Annotated in this window: 24 protein-coding genes; 10 read left to right on the top strand and 14 right to left on the bottom strand. The window is 55.0% G+C overall.

All coding sequences use genetic code 11. From position 1 onward, the window contains the following. The first annotated feature begins 28 nt into the window (after positions 1 to 28). Positions 29 to 778 carry a C40 family peptidase gene (locus FEK50_RS19245; RefSeq protein WP_131161652.1) on the top strand — a complete coding sequence of 250 codons (750 nt, stop codon included), beginning with the start codon at positions 29 to 31 and terminating at the stop codon, positions 776 to 778. Positions 779 to 834: 56 nt separating this feature from the next. On the opposite strand, the gene FEK50_RS19240 is transcribed toward FEK50_RS19245, so the two are convergent. From FEK50_RS19240 to FEK50_RS19200, 9 genes are all read right to left on the bottom strand, one after another. Next, positions 835 to 1191 (bottom strand): type II toxin-antitoxin system HicB family antitoxin, encoded by a 357-nt coding sequence (locus FEK50_RS19240; RefSeq protein WP_130209693.1) that lies wholly within the window; start codon positions 1189 to 1191, stop codon positions 835 to 837. Continuing rightward, complete coding sequence (locus FEK50_RS19235; RefSeq protein WP_130209691.1) at positions 1184 to 1462, bottom strand: type II toxin-antitoxin system HicA family toxin; 279 nt, start codon at positions 1460 to 1462, stop codon at positions 1184 to 1186. The genes FEK50_RS19240 and FEK50_RS19235 overlap by 8 nt, the downstream gene beginning before the upstream one ends. Before the next feature lie 104 nt (positions 1463 to 1566). After that, on the bottom strand, positions 1567 to 3660 hold the full coding sequence (flhA, locus tag FEK50_RS19230) for a flagellar biosynthesis protein FlhA (RefSeq protein WP_131161651.1): 2094 nt from the start codon (positions 3658 to 3660) through the stop codon (positions 1567 to 1569). Next, complete coding sequence (locus FEK50_RS19225; protein ID WP_131161650.1) at positions 3644 to 4783, bottom strand: flagellar type III secretion system protein FlhB; 1140 nt, start codon at positions 4781 to 4783, stop codon at positions 3644 to 3646. The genes flhA and FEK50_RS19225 overlap by 17 nt, the downstream gene beginning before the upstream one ends. After that, on the bottom strand, positions 4773 to 5555 hold the full coding sequence (gene fliR / locus FEK50_RS19220) for a flagellar biosynthetic protein FliR (RefSeq protein ID WP_131161649.1): 783 nt from the start codon (positions 5553 to 5555) through the stop codon (positions 4773 to 4775). The genes FEK50_RS19225 and fliR overlap by 11 nt, the downstream gene beginning before the upstream one ends. Position 5556: 1 nt before the next feature. Further along, entirely contained in the window at positions 5557 to 5829 is a 273-nt protein-coding gene (locus tag FEK50_RS19215; RefSeq protein WP_000958542.1) for a flagellar biosynthetic protein FliQ, read from the bottom strand. Positions 5830 to 5831: 2 nt separating this feature from the next. Further along, a complete protein-coding gene (gene fliP / locus FEK50_RS19210) occupies positions 5832 to 6584 on the bottom strand; it encodes a flagellar type III secretion system pore protein FliP (RefSeq protein WP_131161648.1) in 753 nt (250 codons plus the stop codon). Then, positions 6581 to 6952, bottom strand: a complete 372-nt coding sequence (locus FEK50_RS19205) for a FliM/FliN family flagellar motor switch protein (RefSeq protein WP_131161647.1) — start codon at positions 6950 to 6952, stop codon at positions 6581 to 6583. Before FEK50_RS19205 ends, fliP begins: the two co-directional genes overlap by 4 nt. Then, positions 6945 to 7796, bottom strand: a complete 852-nt coding sequence (locus tag FEK50_RS19200) for a FliM/FliN family flagellar motor switch protein (protein WP_131161646.1) — start codon at positions 7794 to 7796, stop codon at positions 6945 to 6947. The genes FEK50_RS19205 and FEK50_RS19200 overlap by 8 nt, the downstream gene beginning before the upstream one ends. A gap of 386 nt (positions 7797 to 8182) precedes the next feature. Here FEK50_RS19200 and FEK50_RS19190 point away from each other — a divergent pair, with 386 nt between their 5' ends. The 8 genes from FEK50_RS19190 to FEK50_RS19155 are packed head-to-tail and all read left to right on the top strand — an operon-like array spanning position 8183 to position 15051. Continuing rightward, on the top strand, positions 8183 to 9169 hold the full coding sequence (locus FEK50_RS19190) for a sigma-54 dependent transcriptional regulator (protein ID WP_131161644.1): 987 nt from the start codon (positions 8183 to 8185) through the stop codon (positions 9167 to 9169). A 14-nt stretch (positions 9170 to 9183) separates the two neighbouring features. Then, the gene (locus tag FEK50_RS19185; protein WP_089521203.1) at positions 9184 to 9525 is read left to right on the top strand and encodes a flagellar hook-basal body complex protein FliE; all 342 of its coding nucleotides are present in this window, start codon (positions 9184 to 9186) and stop codon (positions 9523 to 9525) included. Between the two features lie 4 nt (positions 9526 to 9529). Beyond that, positions 9530 to 11176: a flagellar basal-body MS-ring/collar protein FliF gene (gene fliF / locus FEK50_RS19180; protein WP_131161643.1), complete on the top strand. Its 1647-nt coding sequence runs from the start codon at positions 9530 to 9532 to the stop codon at positions 11174 to 11176. Next, positions 11154 to 12164, top strand: a complete 1011-nt coding sequence (locus FEK50_RS19175; RefSeq protein ID WP_131161642.1) for a flagellar motor switch protein FliG — start codon at positions 11154 to 11156, stop codon at positions 12162 to 12164. The genes fliF and FEK50_RS19175 overlap by 23 nt, the downstream gene beginning before the upstream one ends. Positions 12165 to 12166: 2 nt before the next feature. Further along, the gene (fliH, locus tag FEK50_RS19170) at positions 12167 to 12877 is read left to right on the top strand and encodes a flagellar assembly protein FliH (protein ID WP_131161641.1); all 711 of its coding nucleotides are present in this window, start codon (positions 12167 to 12169) and stop codon (positions 12875 to 12877) included. After that, positions 12870 to 14207, top strand: a complete 1338-nt coding sequence (fliI, locus tag FEK50_RS19165) for a flagellar protein export ATPase FliI (RefSeq protein WP_131161640.1) — start codon at positions 12870 to 12872, stop codon at positions 14205 to 14207. Before fliH ends, fliI begins: the two co-directional genes overlap by 8 nt. 2 nt (positions 14208 to 14209) lie before the next feature. Then, a complete protein-coding gene (gene fliJ, locus FEK50_RS19160) occupies positions 14210 to 14644 on the top strand; it encodes a flagellar export protein FliJ (protein WP_001248919.1) in 435 nt (144 codons plus the stop codon). A 2-nt stretch (positions 14645 to 14646) separates the two neighbouring features. Next, a complete protein-coding gene (locus FEK50_RS19155) occupies positions 14647 to 15051 on the top strand; it encodes an adenylyltransferase/cytidyltransferase family protein (RefSeq protein WP_131161639.1) in 405 nt (134 codons plus the stop codon). A 137-nt stretch (positions 15052 to 15188) separates the two neighbouring features. Here the strand turns inward: FEK50_RS19155 and FEK50_RS19150 are convergent, their stop codons facing one another. From FEK50_RS19150 to flgA, 5 genes are all read right to left on the bottom strand, one after another. Next, on the bottom strand, positions 15189 to 17654 hold the full coding sequence (locus FEK50_RS19150; protein WP_131161638.1) for a glycosyltransferase: 2466 nt from the start codon (positions 17652 to 17654) through the stop codon (positions 15189 to 15191). Positions 17655 to 17702: 48 nt separating this feature from the next. Continuing rightward, a complete protein-coding gene (locus FEK50_RS19145; RefSeq protein WP_131161637.1) occupies positions 17703 to 18635 on the bottom strand; it encodes a lysine-N-methylase in 933 nt (310 codons plus the stop codon). 127 nt (positions 18636 to 18762) lie between these two features. Beyond that, positions 18763 to 19191 carry a flagellar protein FlgN gene (locus FEK50_RS19140; protein ID WP_131161636.1) on the bottom strand — a complete coding sequence of 143 codons (429 nt, stop codon included), beginning with the start codon at positions 19189 to 19191 and terminating at the stop codon, positions 18763 to 18765. 12 nt (positions 19192 to 19203) lie between these two features. Further along, positions 19204 to 19482, bottom strand: a complete 279-nt coding sequence (gene flgM, locus FEK50_RS19135) for a flagellar biosynthesis anti-sigma factor FlgM (RefSeq protein WP_131161635.1) — start codon at positions 19480 to 19482, stop codon at positions 19204 to 19206. Positions 19483 to 19562: 80 nt separating this feature from the next. Next, the gene (gene flgA, locus FEK50_RS19130; protein WP_131161634.1) at positions 19563 to 20300 is read right to left on the bottom strand and encodes a flagellar basal body P-ring formation chaperone FlgA; all 738 of its coding nucleotides are present in this window, start codon (positions 20298 to 20300) and stop codon (positions 19563 to 19565) included. Between the two features lie 81 nt (positions 20301 to 20381). Between flgA and FEK50_RS19125 the strand changes: the two genes are divergently transcribed. Then, entirely contained in the window at positions 20382 to 20717 is a 336-nt protein-coding gene (locus tag FEK50_RS19125; protein WP_000512950.1) for a flagellar basal body protein, read from the top strand. Position 20718 lies beyond the last annotated feature (1 nt).

Genomic DNA, 20718 nt, shown 5'->3' with positions numbered 1-20718 from the left:
ATCTTCATTCAGCCGGTTTATATCCTCCATGTATTTGTTCTCTCACGACAGATTGCTGCGCCTGGGCGTGTTTTCTTTGTCCCTTTTGCTTCCTTTACTTGCCAGCGCCACCACATCACATATCTCTTTCAGCTACGCCGCCCGCCAGCGGATGCAAAACCGTGCGCGTTTATTAAAACAGTACCAAACCCATCTGAAAAAACAGGCCAGCTATATTGTGGAAGGCAATGCCGAAAGCAGAAGGGCGCTACGCCAGCACAACCGGGAGCAGATAAAACAGCATCCAGAATGGTTTCCTGCGCCGCTCAAGGCGAGTGACAGACGCTGGCAGGCGCTGGCGGAAAACAACCACTTTTTAAGCAGCGATCACCTGCATAACATCACCGAAGTGGCGATTCACCGCCTGGAGCAGCAGCTTGGCAAGCCTTACGTCTGGGGCGGCACGCGGCCCGATCAAGGCTTCGACTGTAGCGGGTTGGTTTTTTATGCCTACAACAAGATCCTTGAGGCGAAGCTCCCGCGCACGGCCAATGAGATGTATCACTACCATCGGGCAACGATTGTGGCGAACAACGATTTGCGCCGGGGAGATTTGCTGTTTTTCCATATCCACAGCCGCGAGATAGCCGATCATATGGGCGTGTATCTGGGCGATGGGCAATTTATCGAGTCGCCACGTACCGGCGAAACCATTCGGGTAAGCCGGTTAGCCGAACCTTTCTGGCAGAACCATTTTTTGGGCGCGCGGCGGATTTTGACGGAAGAGACGATTTTGTAAATGGAGAATACTGACGATCAGGCAAAAAATCGGATGCCATATGGCATCCGACCTGTTTACATCTGGGATGAAAACTCACGTTCTAATACATCAACAATAAGCTGATTTTTTGAAATGGAATGTTGTCTGGCGACAATGGTCAGCCGTGAATCGATGTGATGAGGAACACGAAGCGTCAGGCGTTTTTGCTCTTCTTCTTCACGAAAAGGGGCAATGCCGTCCTCTTCACAATCCGCCATCCACTCATCCAGCGCACTTTCACCTTCCCGGTACAATGCCTCAATGCTTGTCGCCACAAAGTCGCAATAACCATTTACATTGAGGAATTTGCCGCGAAATGCGTTGATATCGGCTTCAAATGTTACTGCAGCCGGTTGACCTTTAATGGTGATAATGTTTGATGCTTTATTCATAATCTACCCCTACACAGTTAACAAACCACTCCTTAAGACCTGTTACTGCGCCTTTATCCATCACATTCTTTGGATGTGGCTCATGAGTACTGAATTTGGTCGTACCAATCTGAAATTTCCTTCTGGAACCATTGTTATTTTTTATTGTTCCACCCACCGCTTTAATGAGTGCAACAACATCATCCCATTTAATTCCAGATTTTGGCGGCTCCGTCATTACATCGTCGAATGTTTTTCTATGACGAGAGCCTAGCGCGCTGACCTTAATCATACTATCAATCCATGACGTCATTGTATGGTGTCATCGTAGTCTGTTTGCAGTGTGACGTCAATCAATGGTGTCAGATGGTGCAAAGCATGGAAAAGAATCCCCAATCAACTCAACGCTCCCATAATCTTCAATTCCAGCTCATCCGGCACTTCGTTATACGACAGCACATGCAGCCCCGGCGCAAACAACCTTGCGTAGCGCGCCAGCAAAGGGCGCAGCTGCGGCGGCACCAACAGTACCGGGTCTTTCCCCGCCGCTTTCATCTGCTCTTTTACCTGCGGCATCGTGCTCTGGAACTGGTTGAGCATATTCGGGTCCACTGGCACGCTATCAAGCATCACTTTGCCGCCCTGTTGCGCCTGATTCACCACGTTGGTCAGCAGATTTTCCAGCTCATTATTCAGCGTATACACCGTCAGCTCCTGCTTGCGAACGAACGGATGGGTGATGCTGCGCCGCAGCGCCAGGCGCACATCAGCTGCCAGCAGAATATGATCTTTGGTCACCGTGCTACTGGCGACCAGCACGGTGGCGATGGTGACGATATCGCGCAGGGAAACGCCTTCGGTAAGCAGCGCGCGATACACTTTTAGCAACTGGCTGTAATTCAGCGCCGCGCTCAAATCTTCTGCCAGGCGCGGTGCCATCGACGACAAACGGTTATGCAGCTGCGTAATATCGTCATAGTTAAACAGATCAGGAATATAGCTGCGCACAATCTTGTTCACATGGGTAGCAATCACGCTGGCGCTGTCGATCACCTGATACCCCATATTCAGCGCCTTCGCTTTCTGCGCGGGCTGGATCCAGGTGACCGGCATCCCGTACGCCGGGTCGTTCCCCAGCACGCCGTCTATCTCGCCGTAGGTTTCGCTGGAGGGCAGGGCCATCAGTTTATCCGCCGGAATATCCGCTTCATCAGCCTTAATGCCGTTGATGAAAATGGCGTACTGGCTCGGCTTGAGGCGGAAGTTTTCCCGAATGCGGATCTCCGGCAGCAGCACGCCGTTGCCGTCAGAAATCACCTGCCGCACGCCGCGAATCCGCTGGGTGAGCGGGTTACCCTGCGCTTTATCCACCAGCGCCACCAGCTTGTAGCCGAGGCTTAAGCTGATTGGCTCGATCAGCGGAATGGTTTCCCAACTGACCTGTTGCTCGCTGGTTTCGGTGATGGTGCGGGTCAGCGTTTCGAGGCTTTTCTCTTCCGCCTCCGCCGCCTGCGGCTGTTTGCTCATCCGCCAGCCGGTAAAACCCAGCAGGGCGCTGAACAGCAAAAACGGCAGGTGCGGCATTCCCGGCACCACCGCCAGCACGAACATAATTCCGGTAGCGGTGAAGAGCACAGACGGGCTTGCCAGCAGCTGGTGGCGCACGTCATGGGCGATATCGCCGTTGTCGCTGACGCGGGTGACAATAATCGCCGCCGCAGTGGAGAGCAGCAGGGAAGGGATCTGCGCCACCAGGCCGTCACCAATGGTCATCAGCACATACTGCTGGAAGGCGGCATCGGCGCTCAGGTTGTATTTAAAGATCCCGATGCAGACACCGCCGATCAGGTTGATCGCCAGAATCATCATCCCGGCGATGGCATCCCCGCGCACAAACTTCGATGCCCCGTCCATCGCGCCGTAGAAATCGGCCTCGCTGGCAACATCTTTACGCCGCGTTTGTGCCTGCGCCTGGTTGATCAACCCGGCGTTAAGATCGGCGTCAATCGCCATCTGTTTGCCGGGCATCGCGTCTAAGGTAAAGCGGGCAGAAACCTCGGAAATACGCTCGGCCCCTTTGGTGACGACGATAAAGTTGATGATCATCAGGATGATAAACACCACGAAGCCGACGACAAAGTTGCCGCCAATCACCACCTGACCAAACGACTCAATCACCTTACCCGCCGCGCCCGCGCCGAGATGCCCGTGCAGCAGCACCACGCGCGTAGAGGCGACGTTGAGCGTCAGGCGCATTAAGGTGGTGATCAGCAAAATGGTCGGGAACAGGCTGAATTCCAGCGGCCTTTTCGCCGACACCGCCACCAGCAGCACCATCACCGCCAGCACAATGTTGAAGGTGAACAGAATATCCAGCAGCGCAGGCGGCAGCGGCAGAATAACCATCGCCAGAATACACAGGATCACCAGCGGCACGCCGAGATTGCCGCCGCGCAGCAGCGCGAGGAACGATTTAGTTGTTTTCGCCATCCAGTTTAAGCACCTCTTTGGGAATGGAAATATGTCTGTTCAGGGACGGGCGCGGCTGTGCGCCCTCGCGCCAGTGTTTCATTTGCAGGACGTAGGTCAGAACGTGGGCGATGGCCCGGTAAAGCTGAAACGGAATTTGCTGGTTCACTTGGGTGGTGTAGTAAACCGAGCGCGCCAGCCGCGGGAACTCGACCACTTCTACCTGATTCTCCGTGGCGACCTGGCGAATATAGAGGGCGATTTCATCAGTGCCTTTCGCTACCACAAACGGCGCGGCGGCGCGCGACTGGTCATACTGCAACGCCACGGCGTAGTGGGTCGGGTTGGTGATTACCACGTTGGCTTTTGGCACCACTTTGCGGATTTGCCCCATCGCCAGCTGCCGTTGCAGCCGCCGTACACGCGCTTTCACTTCCGGCTTGCCTTCCTGATTTTTGTACTCTTCTTTCAGCTCCTGTTTGGTCATCTTCAGCCCTTTGGTGAACAGGGCTTTCGCCAGCGGCACGTCGAGAAGCGCAAAGAAGATAAACAGGATGACAAAGTTGCGCATCACGCTGGCGTAGAGCGACAACCCCTCATTCATCGCCAGTTTGAACGGCAGCGCCTGCAGGCCGAGAAAGGCGGCAAAGTTATTGCGCAGGCTAATCCACAGCATCACCAGCACCACCACCGACTTCACCGTCATCTTTCCCGTTTCCGCCAGGTGTTCACTGGAAAACAGCCGCCCAATCCCTTTTAACGGACTGATTTTGCTGAAATCCGGGAGGATTTTTTTCGGCAGAAACAGCCAGCCGCCGGGCACCAGCGAAGAGAGCAGTGCGGCGGCGGGCATCGGCAGCAACGTAAGAATAAACTTGCCGAGAATTAACAGGTGATGGCGCAGAAACTGGCCGATCACCTCCGGGTTATTAATCTCCTGCGCGTACTGATGCACGCTGATAAAACTCTCGCGCACAAAATCGGCATACCACGGGAAACTGCTGGAGATCACCACAAACGCCGCAAACAGACTCGCCGCCAGCCCCATATCCTTCGAGCGCGGCAGTTGCCCCTCTTCACGCGCTTTACGCAGCTTTTGCGCCGAGGGTTTCTCTGTTTTTTCTTCGCTGCTGCTATCCGCCATAGTGACCTTTCAGCGCGTCGAGTTGTTGCAGGACGAAATTCGCCAGATGCAGATAGTGATCCGGCAGGTTGTAGAGCAGGGTGGCAAAGCAGACCAGCCCCGCCAGCATGTTGATGGGAAAGCCCAGCGAAAAAAGGTTCAGCGGCGGCGCAATGCGGTTAAGCAGGCCAAAGCAGCCCTGCACAATCAGCATGATAAAAGTGGTCGGCAGCGCCAGCAGCGATGCCGACGCCAGCACCCAGCTAAAGGCCAGCGCGATGGTGCGCAGGGTTTGCGGATGCAGCGCGTTGCCAATCGGCCAGTAAGTGAAGCCCTTGTACAGCACGCTTACCAGCAGCAGATGCCCGTCCATGGCAAAAAACAGCAGGATCGCATAGACGTTAATTAACTCCGCCAGCACGGTGGTTGATGCGCCGCTGCTCGGGTCATTCATCACCGCCATGCTCATCCCCATATTGAACGAGAGAATTTGCCCGGCGAGTTGCAGCGCGAGAAACAGAAACTGAAACATCAGCCCGAACAACATGCCCCATAAAATTTGCTCCACCGTCAGGATCAGGCTGTTGAGCGATAGCAGGTCGTGGGGAATGGGATGGGGGATCAACGGCGTGATGATGATCGCCAGCGCCAGCGACAAAATAATCCGTACACGCACGGTCAGGGCGCCGTTATCGAGCACCGGCACATAGCGCAGAAACGCCATAATGCGCACGAAGGGAAACCACAGCCCCAGCGCCAGATCCATCAGTTGCGTAACGTCGCTTGTGCGCATCTCAATGAACCAGCAACGCGGCCTGGGTAAACAGGTGAATGCAGAGATCATGCAACTGGATAATCATCCATTTGCCGCACACGCCCAGCACCACCAGCGTGACAATCAGCCTTGGCAAAAAGCTCAGGGTCTGTTCGTTAATCTGCGTCACCGCCTGGAACACGCTCACCAGCAGGCCGACCAGCAAACTCGGCACCACCAGCACCGAAACCAGTAAAATCACTACTTTTATGCCGCTGGCGACAATGTCGGCGGCTACGTCAACGGTCAACATAATCAGCCCAGCCCCAGCCCGCGAATGCTGGTGGTGAGCGTGCCGATGGTCAGTGACCAGCCGTCGATCAGCACAAACAGCATCAGTTTAAAGGGCAGCGAGACAATCAGCGGCGACAGCATCATCATCCCCATCGCCATCAGTACGCTTGCGACAATCAGGTCGATAACCAGAAAAGGGATGTAAATCATAAAGCCAATCTGGAAAGCGGTTTTCAGCTCGCTCAACACATAGGCAGGCACCACGATAGAGAGATCCTGGTCGGCGGCATTGCCCTTCGCGCCGCCGATGGTCATGATTTGCGCCATCGCTTTTTTGTCAGTCTGCGCCAGCATAAAGCGCTTCAGCGGCGTCGCGGCGGTGCTTAACGCATCGGTCAGGGTAATCTGATCGTTTTCAAACGGCACCACCGCATGGTCGTAAATATTGAGCCAGATAGGGCGCATCACCAGCATAGTGAGGGAGAGCGCAATGCCAATCAGGATGCGGTTCGGCGGCGTTTGTTGCAGCCCCAGCGCCTGGCGCAGCAGCGACAGCACGATAATAAAGCGTGTGAAACAGGTCATCATCAGCACCATCGTCGGCAGCAAACCGACGAGGGTCATCAGAATCAGTACCTGAATTTTGACGCTGTACTCCTGAGTGTTGCCGTGGGTCACCACGTTAAGCAGCGCAATATCGCCGCCCTGGGCGATTGCCAGCGGCGCAAGCGCCAGCAGCGCCAGGCCCAGCGTCAGTTGAGTGCGGCGTTTCATGGCGCCAGATCGTTGATATCGCGGGTGTTAAATTCCAGCACGCGCAGGCCGTACTTCTCGTTGACCACCACCACTTCCGCTTTGCCCAGCAGGATATTGTTCACTTTAATATCCAGCGGCTCCCCGGCGAGTTTATCCAGCTCAATCACCGTGTCGTCGTCGATGTTAAGCAGGTCGGCTAACATGATTTCCACCGACGACACTTCCAGCGTTAAGGTCACCGGAATGCGTTTCAGCAGCGTCATCGAGTCGGAAAAGCGGTCTTCCAGGCGGGTAACCAGCGTTGCGGCATCGGCGGATTTCGCGACAGGCGCAACTTCATCGGTGAGGCCAAAATCCCCGGCTAAAATATCTTCTTGCTTACTCATGGCTATTCTCATTTTTGCCCGCCAGCTCCGACAAAAACAGTTTGTCTTTGTCTTCCACAATCAGGGCGCTAAATAATTCAGATTGCCCAATCGCCACCGGGAACGTTTCTCCCAGCGAGATGGGTAAAATATCCCCGGCTTTTATCTGCGCCAGATCCGCGACATTCATCGATAGCTCTGCGATTTTGACGTTCAGGGTCAGCGGCAGGGAGCGGATGATTTCTTTAATCAGGGCCGGTTCATTAACCGATTTCGCCACCTGCTGCGGTTTACTGTGCTCGCTGTGGCGGATCAGATTCAAAATAAAATCGGTATGGGCGTCGTCGAGCAAAATACGAAAACTGCTCTCTTCATCGCCCGCGAGGGTAAAGGTTAATTGATACGCCCAGTGGGTCATCACCGTGCTGCTGTCCAGCTTTAATTTCAGCGCAATACCGGAGGTTTGCAGATTAAAAATCAGCGTGCAGATATCCAGCGCCAGACGATTCTTTAATCGCGTTTCGGTTTTGGTCGGCAGTCCATTATGTGCTTTCGCTTCTTCCAGAGATGATTCCAGACCATAAAAATTGCCCAGCAGCATTAACAATAAGGAGCGATCAATATCAAACGCCAGATGCCCGACCTGGGAAACCATCAGTTCGGCGTTTTTATTGATAATATCCATTTCGCAGCCAATCTTTTTTAAGGTGATATTGCTGCGATGCTTTTTGAGAAAGTAACTGCCAAGATGCGAATCAATCACGTCAAAATTCCCCGTAAATAGGGTCGGCAGGCGATGGTAGGGGCGTCCGAGCCGATTACCTTCTAATTTAAAGATGCCTGGCGTTTTACTGTACTTCAGCATGGCTTACTTTCTCTGCTGTAATGGTATGGGCGTTTTTGTGCACGCAATTCCGGCAGTGACACAAGGTGAGGTATTAAATAGAGGGGGAGTGAAAGGGGCAAATTATTAATAGGGTGAAATAATAATTAAATTATTAAAGGGCGAGATATCGGGCATCGTCGTAAAACATTGCACAAACTGTAGGCCTGATAAGACGCGCAGCGTCGCATCAGGCATCGGTGCACGATTGCCGGATGCGGCGTAAACGCCTTATCCGGCCCACATGGATAACTCGTTGTTTGTAAACAAATAATATTTTTATTATCGTTTAATTCAAACTTGTTAATCCCGCCGGTGATACGCTTCAGAACATCCTGTTTTCTGTCGCTACTTATATCGTTCACCCTATGTCTGAACTTATTGCAACTGCCGCTTCCAGCATTAACGCTTTTACTCTGGCAAAGCGTGTCGCCGCATTTAACGTGCCGGTCCTGATTCAGGGTGAAACTGGCGCGGGCAAAGAATGCGTGGCGAAATATATTCACACCGTCGCCTTTGGTGAAAATGATAGCGCGCCCTATATCGGCGTGAACTGCGCAGCGATCCCGGAAAATATGCTGGAAGCGACCTTATTTGGCTACGACAAAGGCGCATTTACCGGCGCAATTACCAGCGTGCCAGGAAAAATGGAACTGGCGAATAACGGCACCTTATTGCTCGATGAAATTGGCGATATGCCGCTGGCGTTACAGGCCAAAATATTACGCGTATTGCAGGAACAGCAGGTTGAGCGATTAGGCAGCAACCGACAAATTAAACTCAATTTTCGCCTGATTGCCTGCACCAATAAAAACCTTGAGCAGGAGGTCGCCGAAGGGCGTTTTCGTGAAGATCTCTATTATCGTCTGGCGGTCATTCCCATTACCATGCCGCCGCTGCGTGAACGTCTGAACGATATTATTCCGCTGGCAGAGTCATTTATTAAAAAATACTCCACGGTGCTGGTAAAAAATATCACCCTTTCAGAATCTACCCGCCGTGCGCTGCTGAATTACCGCTGGCCCGGTAACGTGCGCCAGCTGGAGAACGCCATTCAGCGGGGAATGATTTTAAACCGCGACGGCGTAATTTACCCGGATGCCTTAGGCCTGCCGGAAACTGACGTTGCCGACCGCAGCGAGCTGCAATGGCCTGTTCAGCCCGCCGTACACATTGCCGAAACCAGCGATTTAGGTCAGCACGGACGAAGCGCGCAGTATCAATATATTGCCGACCTGATGCGTAAATATCAGGGCAACCGCAGCAAAATTGCCGACCTGTTAGGCATTACCCCGCGCGCACTGCGCTATCGACTGGCCTCCATGCGCAAGCAAGGTATCGAAGTTTTCTCCTGACCCGGAAGTTAAAAATGAGCATTACCACAATCAACAGCACCATGCAGGCGCAAATCATGCAGGACGTGCAGCGGATGCAGGCCAACGCCCAGGCACCGGTGCTGCCCGCCATGACCTTCAGTTCCACCGACCCGGACGTTTCATTTAACCGCATTATGTACGGTGCGCTTGGGCACGTTGATCAGTTCCAGCAGGTGGCAGAACAGCAGCAAACGGCTATCGACACGGGCAAAAGTGATGACCTGGCAGGTGCGATGATCGCCAGCCAGCAGGCGTCGCTCTCTTTCTCCGCGCTGGTGCAGGTGCGCAACAAAATCGCCACCGGATTTAACGATCTGATGAGTATGTCGATCTAACACTATGAATGAACTGATCAAAAAGTTGACCCAGGCGTTTCCGGCGTTTCGACTGCGTCTCGCAGATAACAAACGCTGGGCGCTGATGGCGGGTGTGGGGCTTGCCGTTGCGGCGACGGCGATTATCGTCAGCGTGCTGTGGACCGGTAATCGCGGCTATGTCTCGCTCTACGGACGCCAGGAAAATCTGCCCGTGTCGCAGATTGTCACCGTGCTGGATGGCGAAAAGCTCACCTATCGCATCGATCCTCAAAGCGGACAGATACTGGTGCCGGAAGATGCACTGTCGAAAACGCGCATGACCCTTGCCGCCAAAGGCGTGCAGGCGATATTGCCCAGCGGCTACGAGCTGATGGACAAAGACGAAGTGCTCGGCAGTAGCCAGTTCGTGCAGAACGTACGCTATAAACGCAGCCTCGAAGGGGAGCTGGCGCAGAGCATTATGTCGCTGGACGCGGTGGAGAGTGCGCGGGTACATCTGGCGCTCAACGAGGAAAGTTCGTTTGTGGTCAGCGATGAGCCGCAAAACAGCGCCTCGGTGGTGGTGCGTCTGCACTACGGCGCGAAGCTGAATATGGACCAGGTGAACGCCATCGTGCATCTGGTTTCCGGCAGCATTCCGGGGCTGCACGCCAGCAAAGTTAGCGTCGTCGATCAGGCGGGAAATCTGCTGACCGACGGCATTGGCGCGGGCGAAGCGGTTTCTGCCGCTACCCGTAAACGCGATCAGATCCTCAAAGATATCCAGGACAAAACCCGCGCCAGCGTGGCTAACGTTCTGGATTCGCTGGTCGGCAGCGGGAATTACCGCGTCAGCGTGATGCCGGATCTCGATCTCAGCACCATCGACGAAACCCAGGAACACTACGGCGACGCGCCGAAAATCAACCGCGAAGAGAGCGTGCTGGACAGCGACACTAACCAGGTGGCGATGGGCGTGCCCGGTTCGCTCAGCAACCGTCCGCCAGTTGCGGCGAATCAGATGACCAACGGTACGGAAGAAAATCGCTCGCCGGAAGCGTTATCCAAACACAGCGAAAGCAAGCGCGATTACTCTTACGACCGCAGCGTCCAGCATATTCAGCATCCTGGTTTTGCGGTGAAACGCCTCAACGTGGCGGTGGTGCTCAATCAAAACGCTCCGGCGCTGAAAAACTGGAAGCCGGAGCAGACTGCGCAACTGACCGCGTTGCTGAACAATGCCGCCGGGATCGACGTCCAGCGCGGTGACAATCTCACCTTATCGCTGCTTAACTTTGTCCCGCAGGCGGTGCCGGTCGAACCAATTATTCCGTTGTGGAAAGATGACAGCGTGCTGGCCTGGGTGCGCCTGATTGGCTGCGGCCTGCTGGCGCTGTTGTTGCTGTTCTTTGTGGTGCGCCCGGTAATGAAACGCCTGACGGCGGTGCGTGCACCGGTTATCACACCAGAACCGGAAGCTGTCAGCGAACCGTGGATTGCCATGCCGGAAGAGGAGCGCAAAAACGTCGATCTGCCGTCGCTGCCCGGCGATGACAGCCTGCCTTCGCAGAGTTCCGGCCTCGAAGTGAAACTCGAGTTCCTGCAAAAACTGGCCATGAGCGACACCGATCGCGTAGCCGAAGTTCTCAGACAATGGATCACCAGCAATGAGCGAATTGACAACAAATAAGAGCAACAGCTACCTGGAACAGGCGGCGATCCTGCTGCTGTGTCTGGGCGAAGAAGCGGCGGCGACGGTGATGCAAAAACTCAGCCGCGAAGAAGTGGTGCGCCTGAGCGAAAACATGGCACGGCTTTCCGGCGTCAAAACCAGCATGGCGCGTAAGGTGATCAACAACTTCTTTGATGAGTTCCGCGAACAGAGCGGGATCAACGGTGCGTCGCGATCCATGTTGCAGGGCATTCTCAACAAAGCCCTCGGCACCGAGATTGCCAGCAGCGTGATCAACGGCATCTACGGCGATGAGATCCGCTCGCGGATGGCGCGCCTGCAATGGGTGGAACCGCGCCAGCTGGCGATGCTCATCTCCGAAGAACATCTGCAATTACAGGCGGTGTTCCTCGCATTTCTGACGCCGGAAATCTCAGCGGCGGTGCTCTCGTATCTCAACGAATCGGTGCAAAACGAAATTCTCTATCGGGTGGCGAAACTCAACGACGTCAACCGCGACGTGGTGGATGAACTGGACCGCCTGATCGAGCGCGGCCTGTCGGTGCTTTCGGAGCACGGCTCGAAGGTGAAAGGCATCAAACAGGCGGCGGATATCGTCAACCGCTTCCAGGGCAACCAGCAGGTGATCCTCGACCAGATGCGCGAACGCGATGGAGACGTTCTGGAACAGCTTCAGGATGAGATGTACGACTTCTTTATCCTCAGCCGCCAGAACGAAGAGGTGCGCCGACGCCTGCTTGACGAAGTGCCGATGGAAGACTGGGCGGTGGCGCTGAAAGGCACTGAAGCCCTGCTGCGCCGCTCGATTTACGCGGTAATGCCAAAACGTCAGGTGCAGCAACTGGAAGCGATCACCGCGCGTCTGGGGCCGGTGCCGGTCAGCCGTATCGAACAGATCCGCCGCGAAATCATGGGTATCGCCCGTGAACTGGAAGAGGCAGGCGAACTTCAGCTACAGCTCTTTGCGGAACAGACGGCGGAGTAACCATGACCATTGAAACACTGCGCGGGCGCTATCGCCTGCACCGCTTCCCGCCGCGTCAGCGTGCGGTGACCGGAGAACCGCTCACCGCCAGCATCAGCGCCGCCGATTACCAGCGCCAGTTGATGGACGGTTTTCAGGAAGGGCTGCAAAAAGGGTTTGCTCAGGGAATGACCGAAGGCCAGGAGCAGGGCTTTAGCGAAGGTCATCAGCAAGGTTTTGCCGAGGGGCGACGCCAGGGCTACACCGAAGGCAGCCTCGCCGGGCAGCAGGAAGGGCGCAAACAGTTTGTTGACGCGGCGCAGCCGCTGGAAGCCATCAGCGGTAAAGTGAACGATTTCCTCGCCCATATCGAACGTAAACAGCGGGAAGATTTGCTGCAACTGGTAGAAAAAGTCACCCGCCAGGTGATCCGCTGTGAACTGGCGCTGCAACCCACGCAGTTGCTGGCGCTGGTGGAAGAGGCGCTGGCGGCCTTCCCGACGATGCCGGAAACATTACAGGTGATGCTGAGCACGGAAGAATTTAACCGCCTGCGCGACGCGGTGCCGGAAAAGGTCAGCGAATGGGGGCTGACGCCTTCGCCGGATTTGCCGCCGGGGGAATGCCGGGTGATTACCGATAAATCAGAACTGGATATCGGCTGCGAGCACCGCCTTGAGCAGTGCATGACTGCACTGAAAGAAACACTCACGCCGGAGTCGCAGGGTGAGTGATTTTTCCGCTTTCGATAACGCCTTGCGCTCGCTGGAGTCGATCCCATTGGCCCGCGTCGCCGGTCGGCTGGTGCGCCTAAACGGCATCCTGCTGGAGAGCGTCGGCTGCCCGCTAATGACCGGGCAGCTGTGCCGCATAGAAAGCGCCAATCACACGCTGATCGACGCGCAGGCCGTGGGCTTTAATCGCGACATCACTTACTTAATGCCGTTTAAACAGCCGGTTGGCCTGATGGCGGGGGCGCGTGTCTTCCCGGAAGAAAAAGCCCACGACATCCTGATTGGCGAAAACTGGTTAGGCCGCGTGGTGAATGGCCTCGGCGAACCGCTGGATGGTAAAGGCCGCCTGAACGGCAACGACCTTCTGCCGCCGCTGCCGCCCTCGGTCAATCCCTTAACCCGCCGTTCGGTGGACGAACCATTAGACGTGGGCGTGAAAGCGATTAACGGCCTGCTGACCATCGGCAAAGGCCAGCGCGTCGGGCTAATGGCGGGCAGCGGCGTCGGGAAAAGCGTGCTGCTGGGGATGATCACTCGCCAGACCAAAGCCGACATCGTGGTGGTCGGGCTGATTGGCGAACGCGGGCGCGAAGTGAAAGAGTTTATCGACCACTCGCTGGGCGAGGACGGGCTGGCAAAGTCTATCGTTGTTGTCGCACCCGCCGATGAATCCCCACTGATGCGCCTGAAAGCCACCGAACTGTGCCACTCCATCGCAGCCTGGTTTCGCGACCGCGGGCATCACGTTTTACTGCTGGTGGATTCCCTGACCCGCTACGCGATGGCGCAGCGAGAAATCGCCCTCTCACTTGGCGAACCACCTGCAACCAAAGGCTATCCGCCATCGGCATTCGGCATGATCCCCAAACTGGTAGAGAGCGCAGGCAACAGCGAAAGCGCGGGATCGATGACCGCCATCTACACCGTGCTGGCGGAAGGCGACGACCAGCAAGATCCGATTGTCGACTGCGCCCGTGCGGTGCTGGACGGGCATATCGTATTAACCCGCAAACTGGCGGAAGCGGGGCATTATCCGGCCATTGATATCGGCCAGTCGATCAGCCGCTGCATGAATCAGGTCACCAGCCTGGAACATCAGCAATCCGCCCGCGCATTAAAGCAAAACTACGCCGCCTATATGGAGATCAAACCGCTGATCCCGCTCGGCGGCTACGTGGCAGGCGCGGATGCCAGCGTCGACAAAGCGGTAAAAATGTTCCCGGCAATCGAGCGATTTTTGCGCCAGGAGATGCGCGAACCCGCCTCCCTCGAACTGGTGCAAAGCCGCCTGCAAATCCTCTTTCCTGGTGCCAAAAAGGCAGAACAGTAACTATGCGACAAATCATCGACACCCTGGCGCAATTGCAGCGCCTGCGGGATAAATCGGTCAAAGACAAAACCGTCGAACTGGCAAAGCAAAAACAGATTTGCGCGGGCTATGACAACAATATCAAGGCGTTAGGCTACCTGGTGGAGAAAACGTCTGCGGGCGCGGCGGCGTCGGTGGAATCGCTGAAAAACGTCAGCGGCTACAAAGGCACTTTGCGCAAGGTGATCGCCTGGCAGGAACAGGAAAAAACGCTGGCTAACATCAAAGCCACGCGAATGCAGAAAAACCTGACGGCGGCGGCGTGCGAAGAGAAAGTGGTGGCCCTGACGCTGGACGACAAACGCCGCGAGCAACAAGAAAGCGCCACGGCGAAAGCGCAAAAAGCGGTAGACGACATCGCCGTTCAGTGCTGGCTGCGGCATAAATTAGCGGAGTAGCCATGAAAACGGTCATCACCTTCGGCACCTTCGATGTGTTTCACGTGGGTCATCTGCGCCTTTTACAACGTGCCCGCAGGCTGGGTGAGCAACTGCTGGTCGGCGTATCGTCCGACGCCTTAAATATCGCCAAAAAGGGCAGGGCACCGGTTTACCATCAGGATGACCGCATGGCGATTATCGCCGGGCTGGCGTGCGTGGATGGCGTATTTCTGGAGGAATCGCTGGAGCAAAAGGCGGAATATCTGCGGGGTTACAGTGCGGATATTTTGGTGATGGGCGATGACTGGGCAGGAAAGTTTGATAGCTTTGCGTATATTTGTGAGGTGGTCTATTTCCCCCGCACGCCGTCGGTGTCGACGACGGGGATCATTGAGGTGATTAGGGGTAAATCAGCCACCTACTAATTTAATTCCCGCAGTGAGAGAAGATGATGCCGTTTGGCTATGTTAAATATGTTTAAAAAATCGCGTTTTTTCGACATATCGCCAAAACATGTCGATGGCATAAACGTATTCCAACGACATGTTTAAAAAATCGAATTTTATCGACATATCCCTGACGGTTCCTTGCCCGCCAACGCCTCCACTATCACCATCGCCGCCCGTTCGCCCGCCTTGCCATCCATAAACGCATCGCAATAGTGATGACGAATTTCCGCCAGTTGCCCCTGTACCGCACACCAGTCAAACGCCTCTGACAGCAGATAACGTAATTCCGCAACATCATGAGCCACCGGCAATATTTCGCGGATTCGCTGGTCTGCACTCTCCGGTGTGGAGTAGCTTTTCTCACCATCGAGCAGTTCCGTCATGCCCGGAAAATCGAGCAGGATCACCCGCTTATCAACGTGGATAGCATCGAAAATAAACCCGCTGTTATCGGTCAGCACGTAATCGGCCTTTGCCAGTAGCGCCAGCGTGTGACGGGCGGAGTCGGTGCGCTGTTTTAAATGTCTGCGCGCCAGGGCCAGCGATGCCGCTTCTTCCGGGCGCGAGCAGGTGCCGTGGTGCAGTTTGCAAATCAGGTTCACATCACCGCTTAAGCGACCCAATTTTTCTGCCCAGTGGGGCAGGGAGCTTAATGCGCCAAACGTGGGGGCATAGAGCACCGTAGGTTTACGGGAATCGGGTTGGATATTTTCCGGCAATGAACGATCGAACGTGCCGTTATGCCAGGCGTCGAAGCGCGGGTTGCCAACCACTTTTGCATTGCCGAAATGTTCCAGCGCCTGCTGGCTGTAGTGGCTATAACACAAAATGCGTTGGTAAAAACGGTTCCAGTCGGCGTGGTTCCACGTTTCTTTGGCTAAGCCATACATGGCGCGGATGTTCACCGCTGCCAGGCCATTGAGCGCGGGTGTGTGGTAGGGGCTGACCAGGCATTTTACCCTCTGACCGTGTGCCTGCATTTCAGATAAGCGCATTCCTTTAAGCTGCTGATCGTCGATGTTTTTTAGCGTCGCCAGCATTTCATCAAGAAACGGTTTAAACACGCGGCCGTTGATCACCAGCGTGCAGCTCTGCCCCTGCGCCTGTAGGGCGGTGATGATTGGGCGGTACAGCGCGTAATGGAAGGAGGTTTCCATAAAAAAGCCGATGGTGTCGGCGACGGGTAATGTAGATGGCTTGGTGGCTACAGGTAACTTATTGAAATAGTGGCTAATGTTGTCGGTTGCTTTTTTCTCGATATCACTAAAGCCCGGTCGCTGGTAACAAAGGCTCGGGTAACAGGCCAGCCATTTGTCGGTGCGCAGCAGCGGCTGCCAGCACTCTTCCAGCGAGAGGTTATCGTTGCTCATCTGCTGCGCCAGTTGCGGGTAGTAGCGGCTGTTCACCAGATAAGCGCACACTTTGCGGCAGTCCCGCGCGTGCACCAGTCCCGGCAAACTTTTTAGCATCGTTCCCTGCGAAATTTCCCCACCGAGGATCATCACCTGCCAGGGAATTTTCGCCAGGCTCGCCAGCAGCCTGTTCAGTACCTGAATATGTTTCTCCTGCTTGAGAATAACCGCGTCATCTTCCAGCAGCAGGTAATTTTTCCATCCGTGTTGTTGTGCCAGGCGCAGCGCCTGCAAGTGTGACTGGCGGCGACCCCGTTGACCGTTTTCATCTTCACTGGCGGCAAGGCGGGTGATCTTCTCAGGTGGAATATGCAGCAATGTTAGTTCTTCACGGATCTGTTGTAAGCGATCCGGGCGTTTATCCAGATTCAGCAGAACGATCTGATCGACAGCCTTATGATTGATCGCCTGGTGATGAGTGGCGTTATGCAGACTCAGATAAGCATTGCGCAGCAGCGGGTCGCGGACGATATCCGCAAGCGCCGCGTTTACTGGCGTGCTGGCCCCGAGAATAAAGTCTTTATCAAAGGTGTTGTGGCTGTGCGAGATACACAGAATTGTGCGCTCGCCGGGCAGTTGCAGCGGGTTTACACTGAAATTGTCGGTGAAACTTTTCTCTTCGCCTAAAGTGCAATCATCGTCGTAACGATGCTTTTTCAGGTAGTTACGGTGATAGCAAAAGGTGCCGTTGAGGATGTTATGCGGGCCAAAGCTGCGGCTTTGAAAGATGCGGTTGATATGGCTGTACCAGATGGGGATCTGGTCGGAGCCGGAGATGAGCGCCCGGTGTTTTTGCATCATGGCGATAGTCCAGGAGATTTTATCTGCCGGGTAGTAGTCGTCGTCATCCATGCAGAGGATGTATTCGCCGCACGCCAGTTCGTTGAGCATGTTACGTTTTTTGCCCAGCGGCAGTTTTTCCGGGTGATGGATGTAGCGGATGTTAAAGGCTTCTGGTGTGCCATCGGTCAAACGGTCGATGATGTGCTGGTGGCTTTGCGGGGAGTCATCGAGGATGACCAGTTCGCGGCGGTCTGCCGGGTAATCCTGATAGCGGTACATGTAAAGCAGGTACGGCAGAAATGCGCCGCGATTCCAGGTTGGTGTAACGACGCTGACAAACGGTTTTTCGCGGTGAGTGGCGAGCGTTTTGATGATGGTTTGCATGATATGTTTATGAAGTAGATAAGGCCGGGAAAAACCGGCCTGAAAGCGTTAGCAAGGTAGCAGCGAAAACGCATAAAGCAGCGGTTCTGCACAACATTCAGCCTGAATTTGTTGGCGAATCAGCAGCGCATTTTCACTCTCTCGCCAGCGTTCAAACACTGCGAAGAGGGCGAAAATATCCTCCTGTCGTAGCGGTGAATCATCCAGCGTCCACAAACTGATTAACGTGCGGATGAGATAAAAATCGCACACCAGCAGGAAAAAATCCGCCCCGTCAGCCTGGCCAATCACATCGTGGTAAACCCGGTAAATCAGCCAGTTGCGCATCATCCACGGTGCGGCGGCAAAATGCTGTTGCCACGTGGTTTGCCACTGCGCCTGAAGCTGCTGTTGCAACAGGGCTTCGCTATTGGCGTCATGCAGCGTCAGCAAAGTCACCTGCAACGGCAGCGAGGCTTTGCGTGGGCTTTCCGGCAGAATCGACCAGTCAAATGCAAAACTCCCGAGCAGCGTCACCAGCTGCCGTGCCAGCTGTGGTACGGGCGGCAGCTGGGCGAACTGTGCCTGCAGCGTGCCTTTTTTCGCATGATCGCCCAGCGCCTGTGGCAGCGTTGTCAGTCGGGCAAGAGTATCGCCATCCCTGCCTGGCATTTTACTGGCGCGGGAGAGCAGGATACCGACGGCATACAGTGACAGTTCTGGGGTTAAATCGGGGAGCGTAAGGGTGCTCAAAATTATCTGGTTTACTATCGCATCGCGCGCGGATAGCGCTGCGGCATTTTCTTCCACAGGGCGATAGGTAAGCTGTAAATCAAAGGCTCTGGCATCGTTGAGCACCGCTTCGCAGCTTTCTGGCTCTGTCAGCATCAGGCTCTGACGAATCTCATTCTTCCAGACCTTACGGACGTATAAAGGCGAACCGGGGTGCTGCGCCAAAAAATTGCGTACAAATTCCGGCTCGTAACATTCAATAAAACTCATAGGTGGCTTCCAGTCTTTATTACTTCGCGGAATGTGCAATAAGCGTGCCGGGAATTTTTGTAATCAAAAACAAAGGATTGAGAATCAGGCGGAAAATCCGTTTCCGCGATGGGGGAAGGAATTGTCGTTATTCCTGGTAGAGAAAATCTGCTTCGCTGCCTAAAAACGACTGAATAAATTCATACTGGCGAATCAACAGCTCGCCGTTTTTATCGTTGTAGGCTTTGCATCGTTCCGCCTTTTGCTCAAGGCGTTGCCACAACTGTTGTGCTGCCGCTTTTTGGACTGCCGGAAGCCAGGCAAAAACCTGCGCCAGACCGTCACGATTGACGCTAACGTTGAGCATTTTCAGCAGGCTGTGCCGTTGATGGCTATGTCTATGCAACTGCTCATAGTGATGCGTTATCTCCTCGTTTACTGCCAGCAGCTCCTCGCTGGCGCGGCGAATCATGCAGATCCGCTGGCGCTGGAGACGTTCGCGCAGGCAATCATACAGCGTGTCATCGTCACGAATTCCCTGCAGCAGCGCCTTCACCTGTTGTAACCGGATACTCACTTCATCGGCCTCTTAGTTCTGGAAAAAGCTCAGCATGTCGCTGGCTAACTGTTCGGTGTCCACTTGCAGGCTGCCGGAGGCCAGCATCGCCTGCATTTTCGCCACGTTGTCGCTGTTGATATCGCTCTCTTGCTGGTCGTTCAGCGTTTGCTGGGCGGACTGTAATCCCGCCTGAGTAATGTCGTCGGCGCTCAGCGTCGTGGTGGTGGCCGCCGTGCTTTTACGCGGCTGGCTGGCGCCTGCCGTTGTGGCTGTCGGGCGATTGCCTGGCATAGTCGGGGTGATTTTCATCGCAACCTCGTCTCGATATTGGGGTGGGTTACTCCGGTAAAGCGGTTAACAGGCGGAAAAACTTTAATCGCCAGCGCAAATTACTCCGCGCTTACCGTCGTCACCACGCCGCTTTCTGCCACCATTGCGCTGATGACCCGCTGGCTACTGGCATTGCGCACTTTCACCATCTCGCCTTTGCGGCCATTTTTCAGCGCCACGCCGGGCATCGAGGCGGTGATCCCCGCGTTCTGGTAAACAATCATCACCGGCTGATCGCGTTCGACCAGCACAGGCGAAACCAGCTCTTCTTTGGTGAGCGGCCTGCCCGGTTGCAGCGCGTGCTTACTGCTTAAACCAATCGCATCATCGAGATCCATCAACACATCGCGGCGCTGGGCGCTGACGTTGTAGGGCTTCAACTCCACATCATTCGCCGTGAGCGGCGTGTCGCGGGCAACCAGTGACTTCGCCATTACCACCGGCACCAGAACATCCGGGCGCACCGCCACGTTCATCTGCCAGCTTTGCGGGCAACTGACGGTGAAGTTCATCCGGTTGAGGGCGATTTCCGCAGGCGACGTCTGCGTGACGCCGGGTGCTGTAGCACAGGGCGCGGCGGTCGCAATCTGCGAGGGAATGTAGACGTTAAAAGTGTAGCGATAGTCATGCCACTGTTGCTGTTGCGCCAGCGATTCAATTTCTTGGCTCGCGGCATTCAGCACCTGGGCGTTGACTTGTTCCCGCGCGCTATGTTGCACGGGATGGACGGCGGCGTAGCCCGGTAAGGCCAGCGCCAGGAGGAAATAAAACTTCCGCCTGCAAAATTGAAAACTCATAAACCCTTTCTCATCAGTCACTTAAAAAATGGCACGGCGATTGCTTAGCGTATGCGGATTGAAGCAGGAGTGACGCAAGAAATGGGGATCAGTTTTCAACAGGCATTGGGAGTGCATCCGCAGGCAGTGAAGTTACGTCTTGAGAGGACCGAGCTACTGACTGCGAATCTGGCGAATGTCGATACGCCAAATTTCAAGGCTAAAGATATTGATTTTGCCAGGGAGATGCAACGGGCAAATAACGCGGCGGTGGATGTCCAGTATCGCGTGCCAATGCAGCCGTCGGAAGATGGCAACACCGTGGAACTGAACAGCGAACAGGCGCGGTTTTCACAAAATAGTATGGATTATCAAAGCAGTCTGACCTTTCTGAATCTGCAAATCAGCGGCATCAGAGAGGCCATTGAAGGGAAATAAG

This window comes from Escherichia sp. E2586, from assembly GCF_005781105.1.
GTDB lineage: Bacteria > Pseudomonadota > Gammaproteobacteria > Enterobacterales > Enterobacteriaceae > Escherichia.
This window is presented reverse-complemented; position numbering and strand designations above follow the sequence as displayed.

Coding starts and splice junctions, on each gene's coding strand:
- FEK50_RS19245 (WP_131161652.1), top strand. CDS start 29: ATGTATTTGTTCTCTCACGACAGATTGCTGCGCCTGGGCGTGTTTTCT.
- FEK50_RS19240 (WP_130209693.1), bottom strand. CDS start 1,191: ATGAATAAAGCATCAAACATTATCACCATTAAAGGTCAACCGGCTGCA.
- FEK50_RS19235 (WP_130209691.1), bottom strand. CDS start 1,462: ATGATTAAGGTCAGCGCGCTAGGCTCTCGTCATAGAAAAACATTCGAC.
- flhA (WP_131161651.1), bottom strand. CDS start 3,660: ATGGCGAAAACAACTAAATCGTTCCTCGCGCTGCTGCGCGGCGGCAAT.
- FEK50_RS19225 (WP_131161650.1), bottom strand. CDS start 4,783: ATGGCGGATAGCAGCAGCGAAGAAAAAACAGAGAAACCCTCGGCGCAA.
- fliR (WP_131161649.1), bottom strand. CDS start 5,555: ATGCGCACAAGCGACGTTACGCAACTGATGGATCTGGCGCTGGGGCTG.
- FEK50_RS19215 (WP_000958542.1), bottom strand. CDS start 5,829: ATGTTGACCGTTGACGTAGCCGCCGACATTGTCGCCAGCGGCATAAAA.
- fliP (WP_131161648.1), bottom strand. CDS start 6,584: ATGAAACGCCGCACTCAACTGACGCTGGGCCTGGCGCTGCTGGCGCTT.
- FEK50_RS19205 (WP_131161647.1), bottom strand. CDS start 6,952: ATGAGTAAGCAAGAAGATATTTTAGCCGGGGATTTTGGCCTCACCGAT.
- FEK50_RS19200 (WP_131161646.1), bottom strand. CDS start 7,796: ATGCTGAAGTACAGTAAAACGCCAGGCATCTTTAAATTAGAAGGTAAT.
- FEK50_RS19190 (WP_131161644.1), top strand. CDS start 8,183: ATGTCTGAACTTATTGCAACTGCCGCTTCCAGCATTAACGCTTTTACT.
- FEK50_RS19185 (WP_089521203.1), top strand. CDS start 9,184: ATGAGCATTACCACAATCAACAGCACCATGCAGGCGCAAATCATGCAG.
- fliF (WP_131161643.1), top strand. CDS start 9,530: ATGAATGAACTGATCAAAAAGTTGACCCAGGCGTTTCCGGCGTTTCGA.
- FEK50_RS19175 (WP_131161642.1), top strand. CDS start 11,154: ATGAGCGAATTGACAACAAATAAGAGCAACAGCTACCTGGAACAGGCG.
- fliH (WP_131161641.1), top strand. CDS start 12,167: ATGACCATTGAAACACTGCGCGGGCGCTATCGCCTGCACCGCTTCCCG.
- fliJ (WP_001248919.1), top strand. CDS start 14,210: ATGCGACAAATCATCGACACCCTGGCGCAATTGCAGCGCCTGCGGGAT.
- FEK50_RS19155 (WP_131161639.1), top strand. CDS start 14,647: ATGAAAACGGTCATCACCTTCGGCACCTTCGATGTGTTTCACGTGGGT.
- FEK50_RS19150 (WP_131161638.1), bottom strand. CDS start 17,654: ATGCAAACCATCATCAAAACGCTCGCCACTCACCGCGAAAAACCGTTT.
- FEK50_RS19145 (WP_131161637.1), bottom strand. CDS start 18,635: ATGAGTTTTATTGAATGTTACGAGCCGGAATTTGTACGCAATTTTTTG.
- flgM (WP_131161635.1), bottom strand. CDS start 19,482: ATGAAAATCACCCCGACTATGCCAGGCAATCGCCCGACAGCCACAACG.
- flgA (WP_131161634.1), bottom strand. CDS start 20,300: ATGAGTTTTCAATTTTGCAGGCGGAAGTTTTATTTCCTCCTGGCGCTG.
- FEK50_RS19125 (WP_000512950.1), top strand. CDS start 20,382: ATGGGGATCAGTTTTCAACAGGCATTGGGAGTGCATCCGCAGGCAGTG.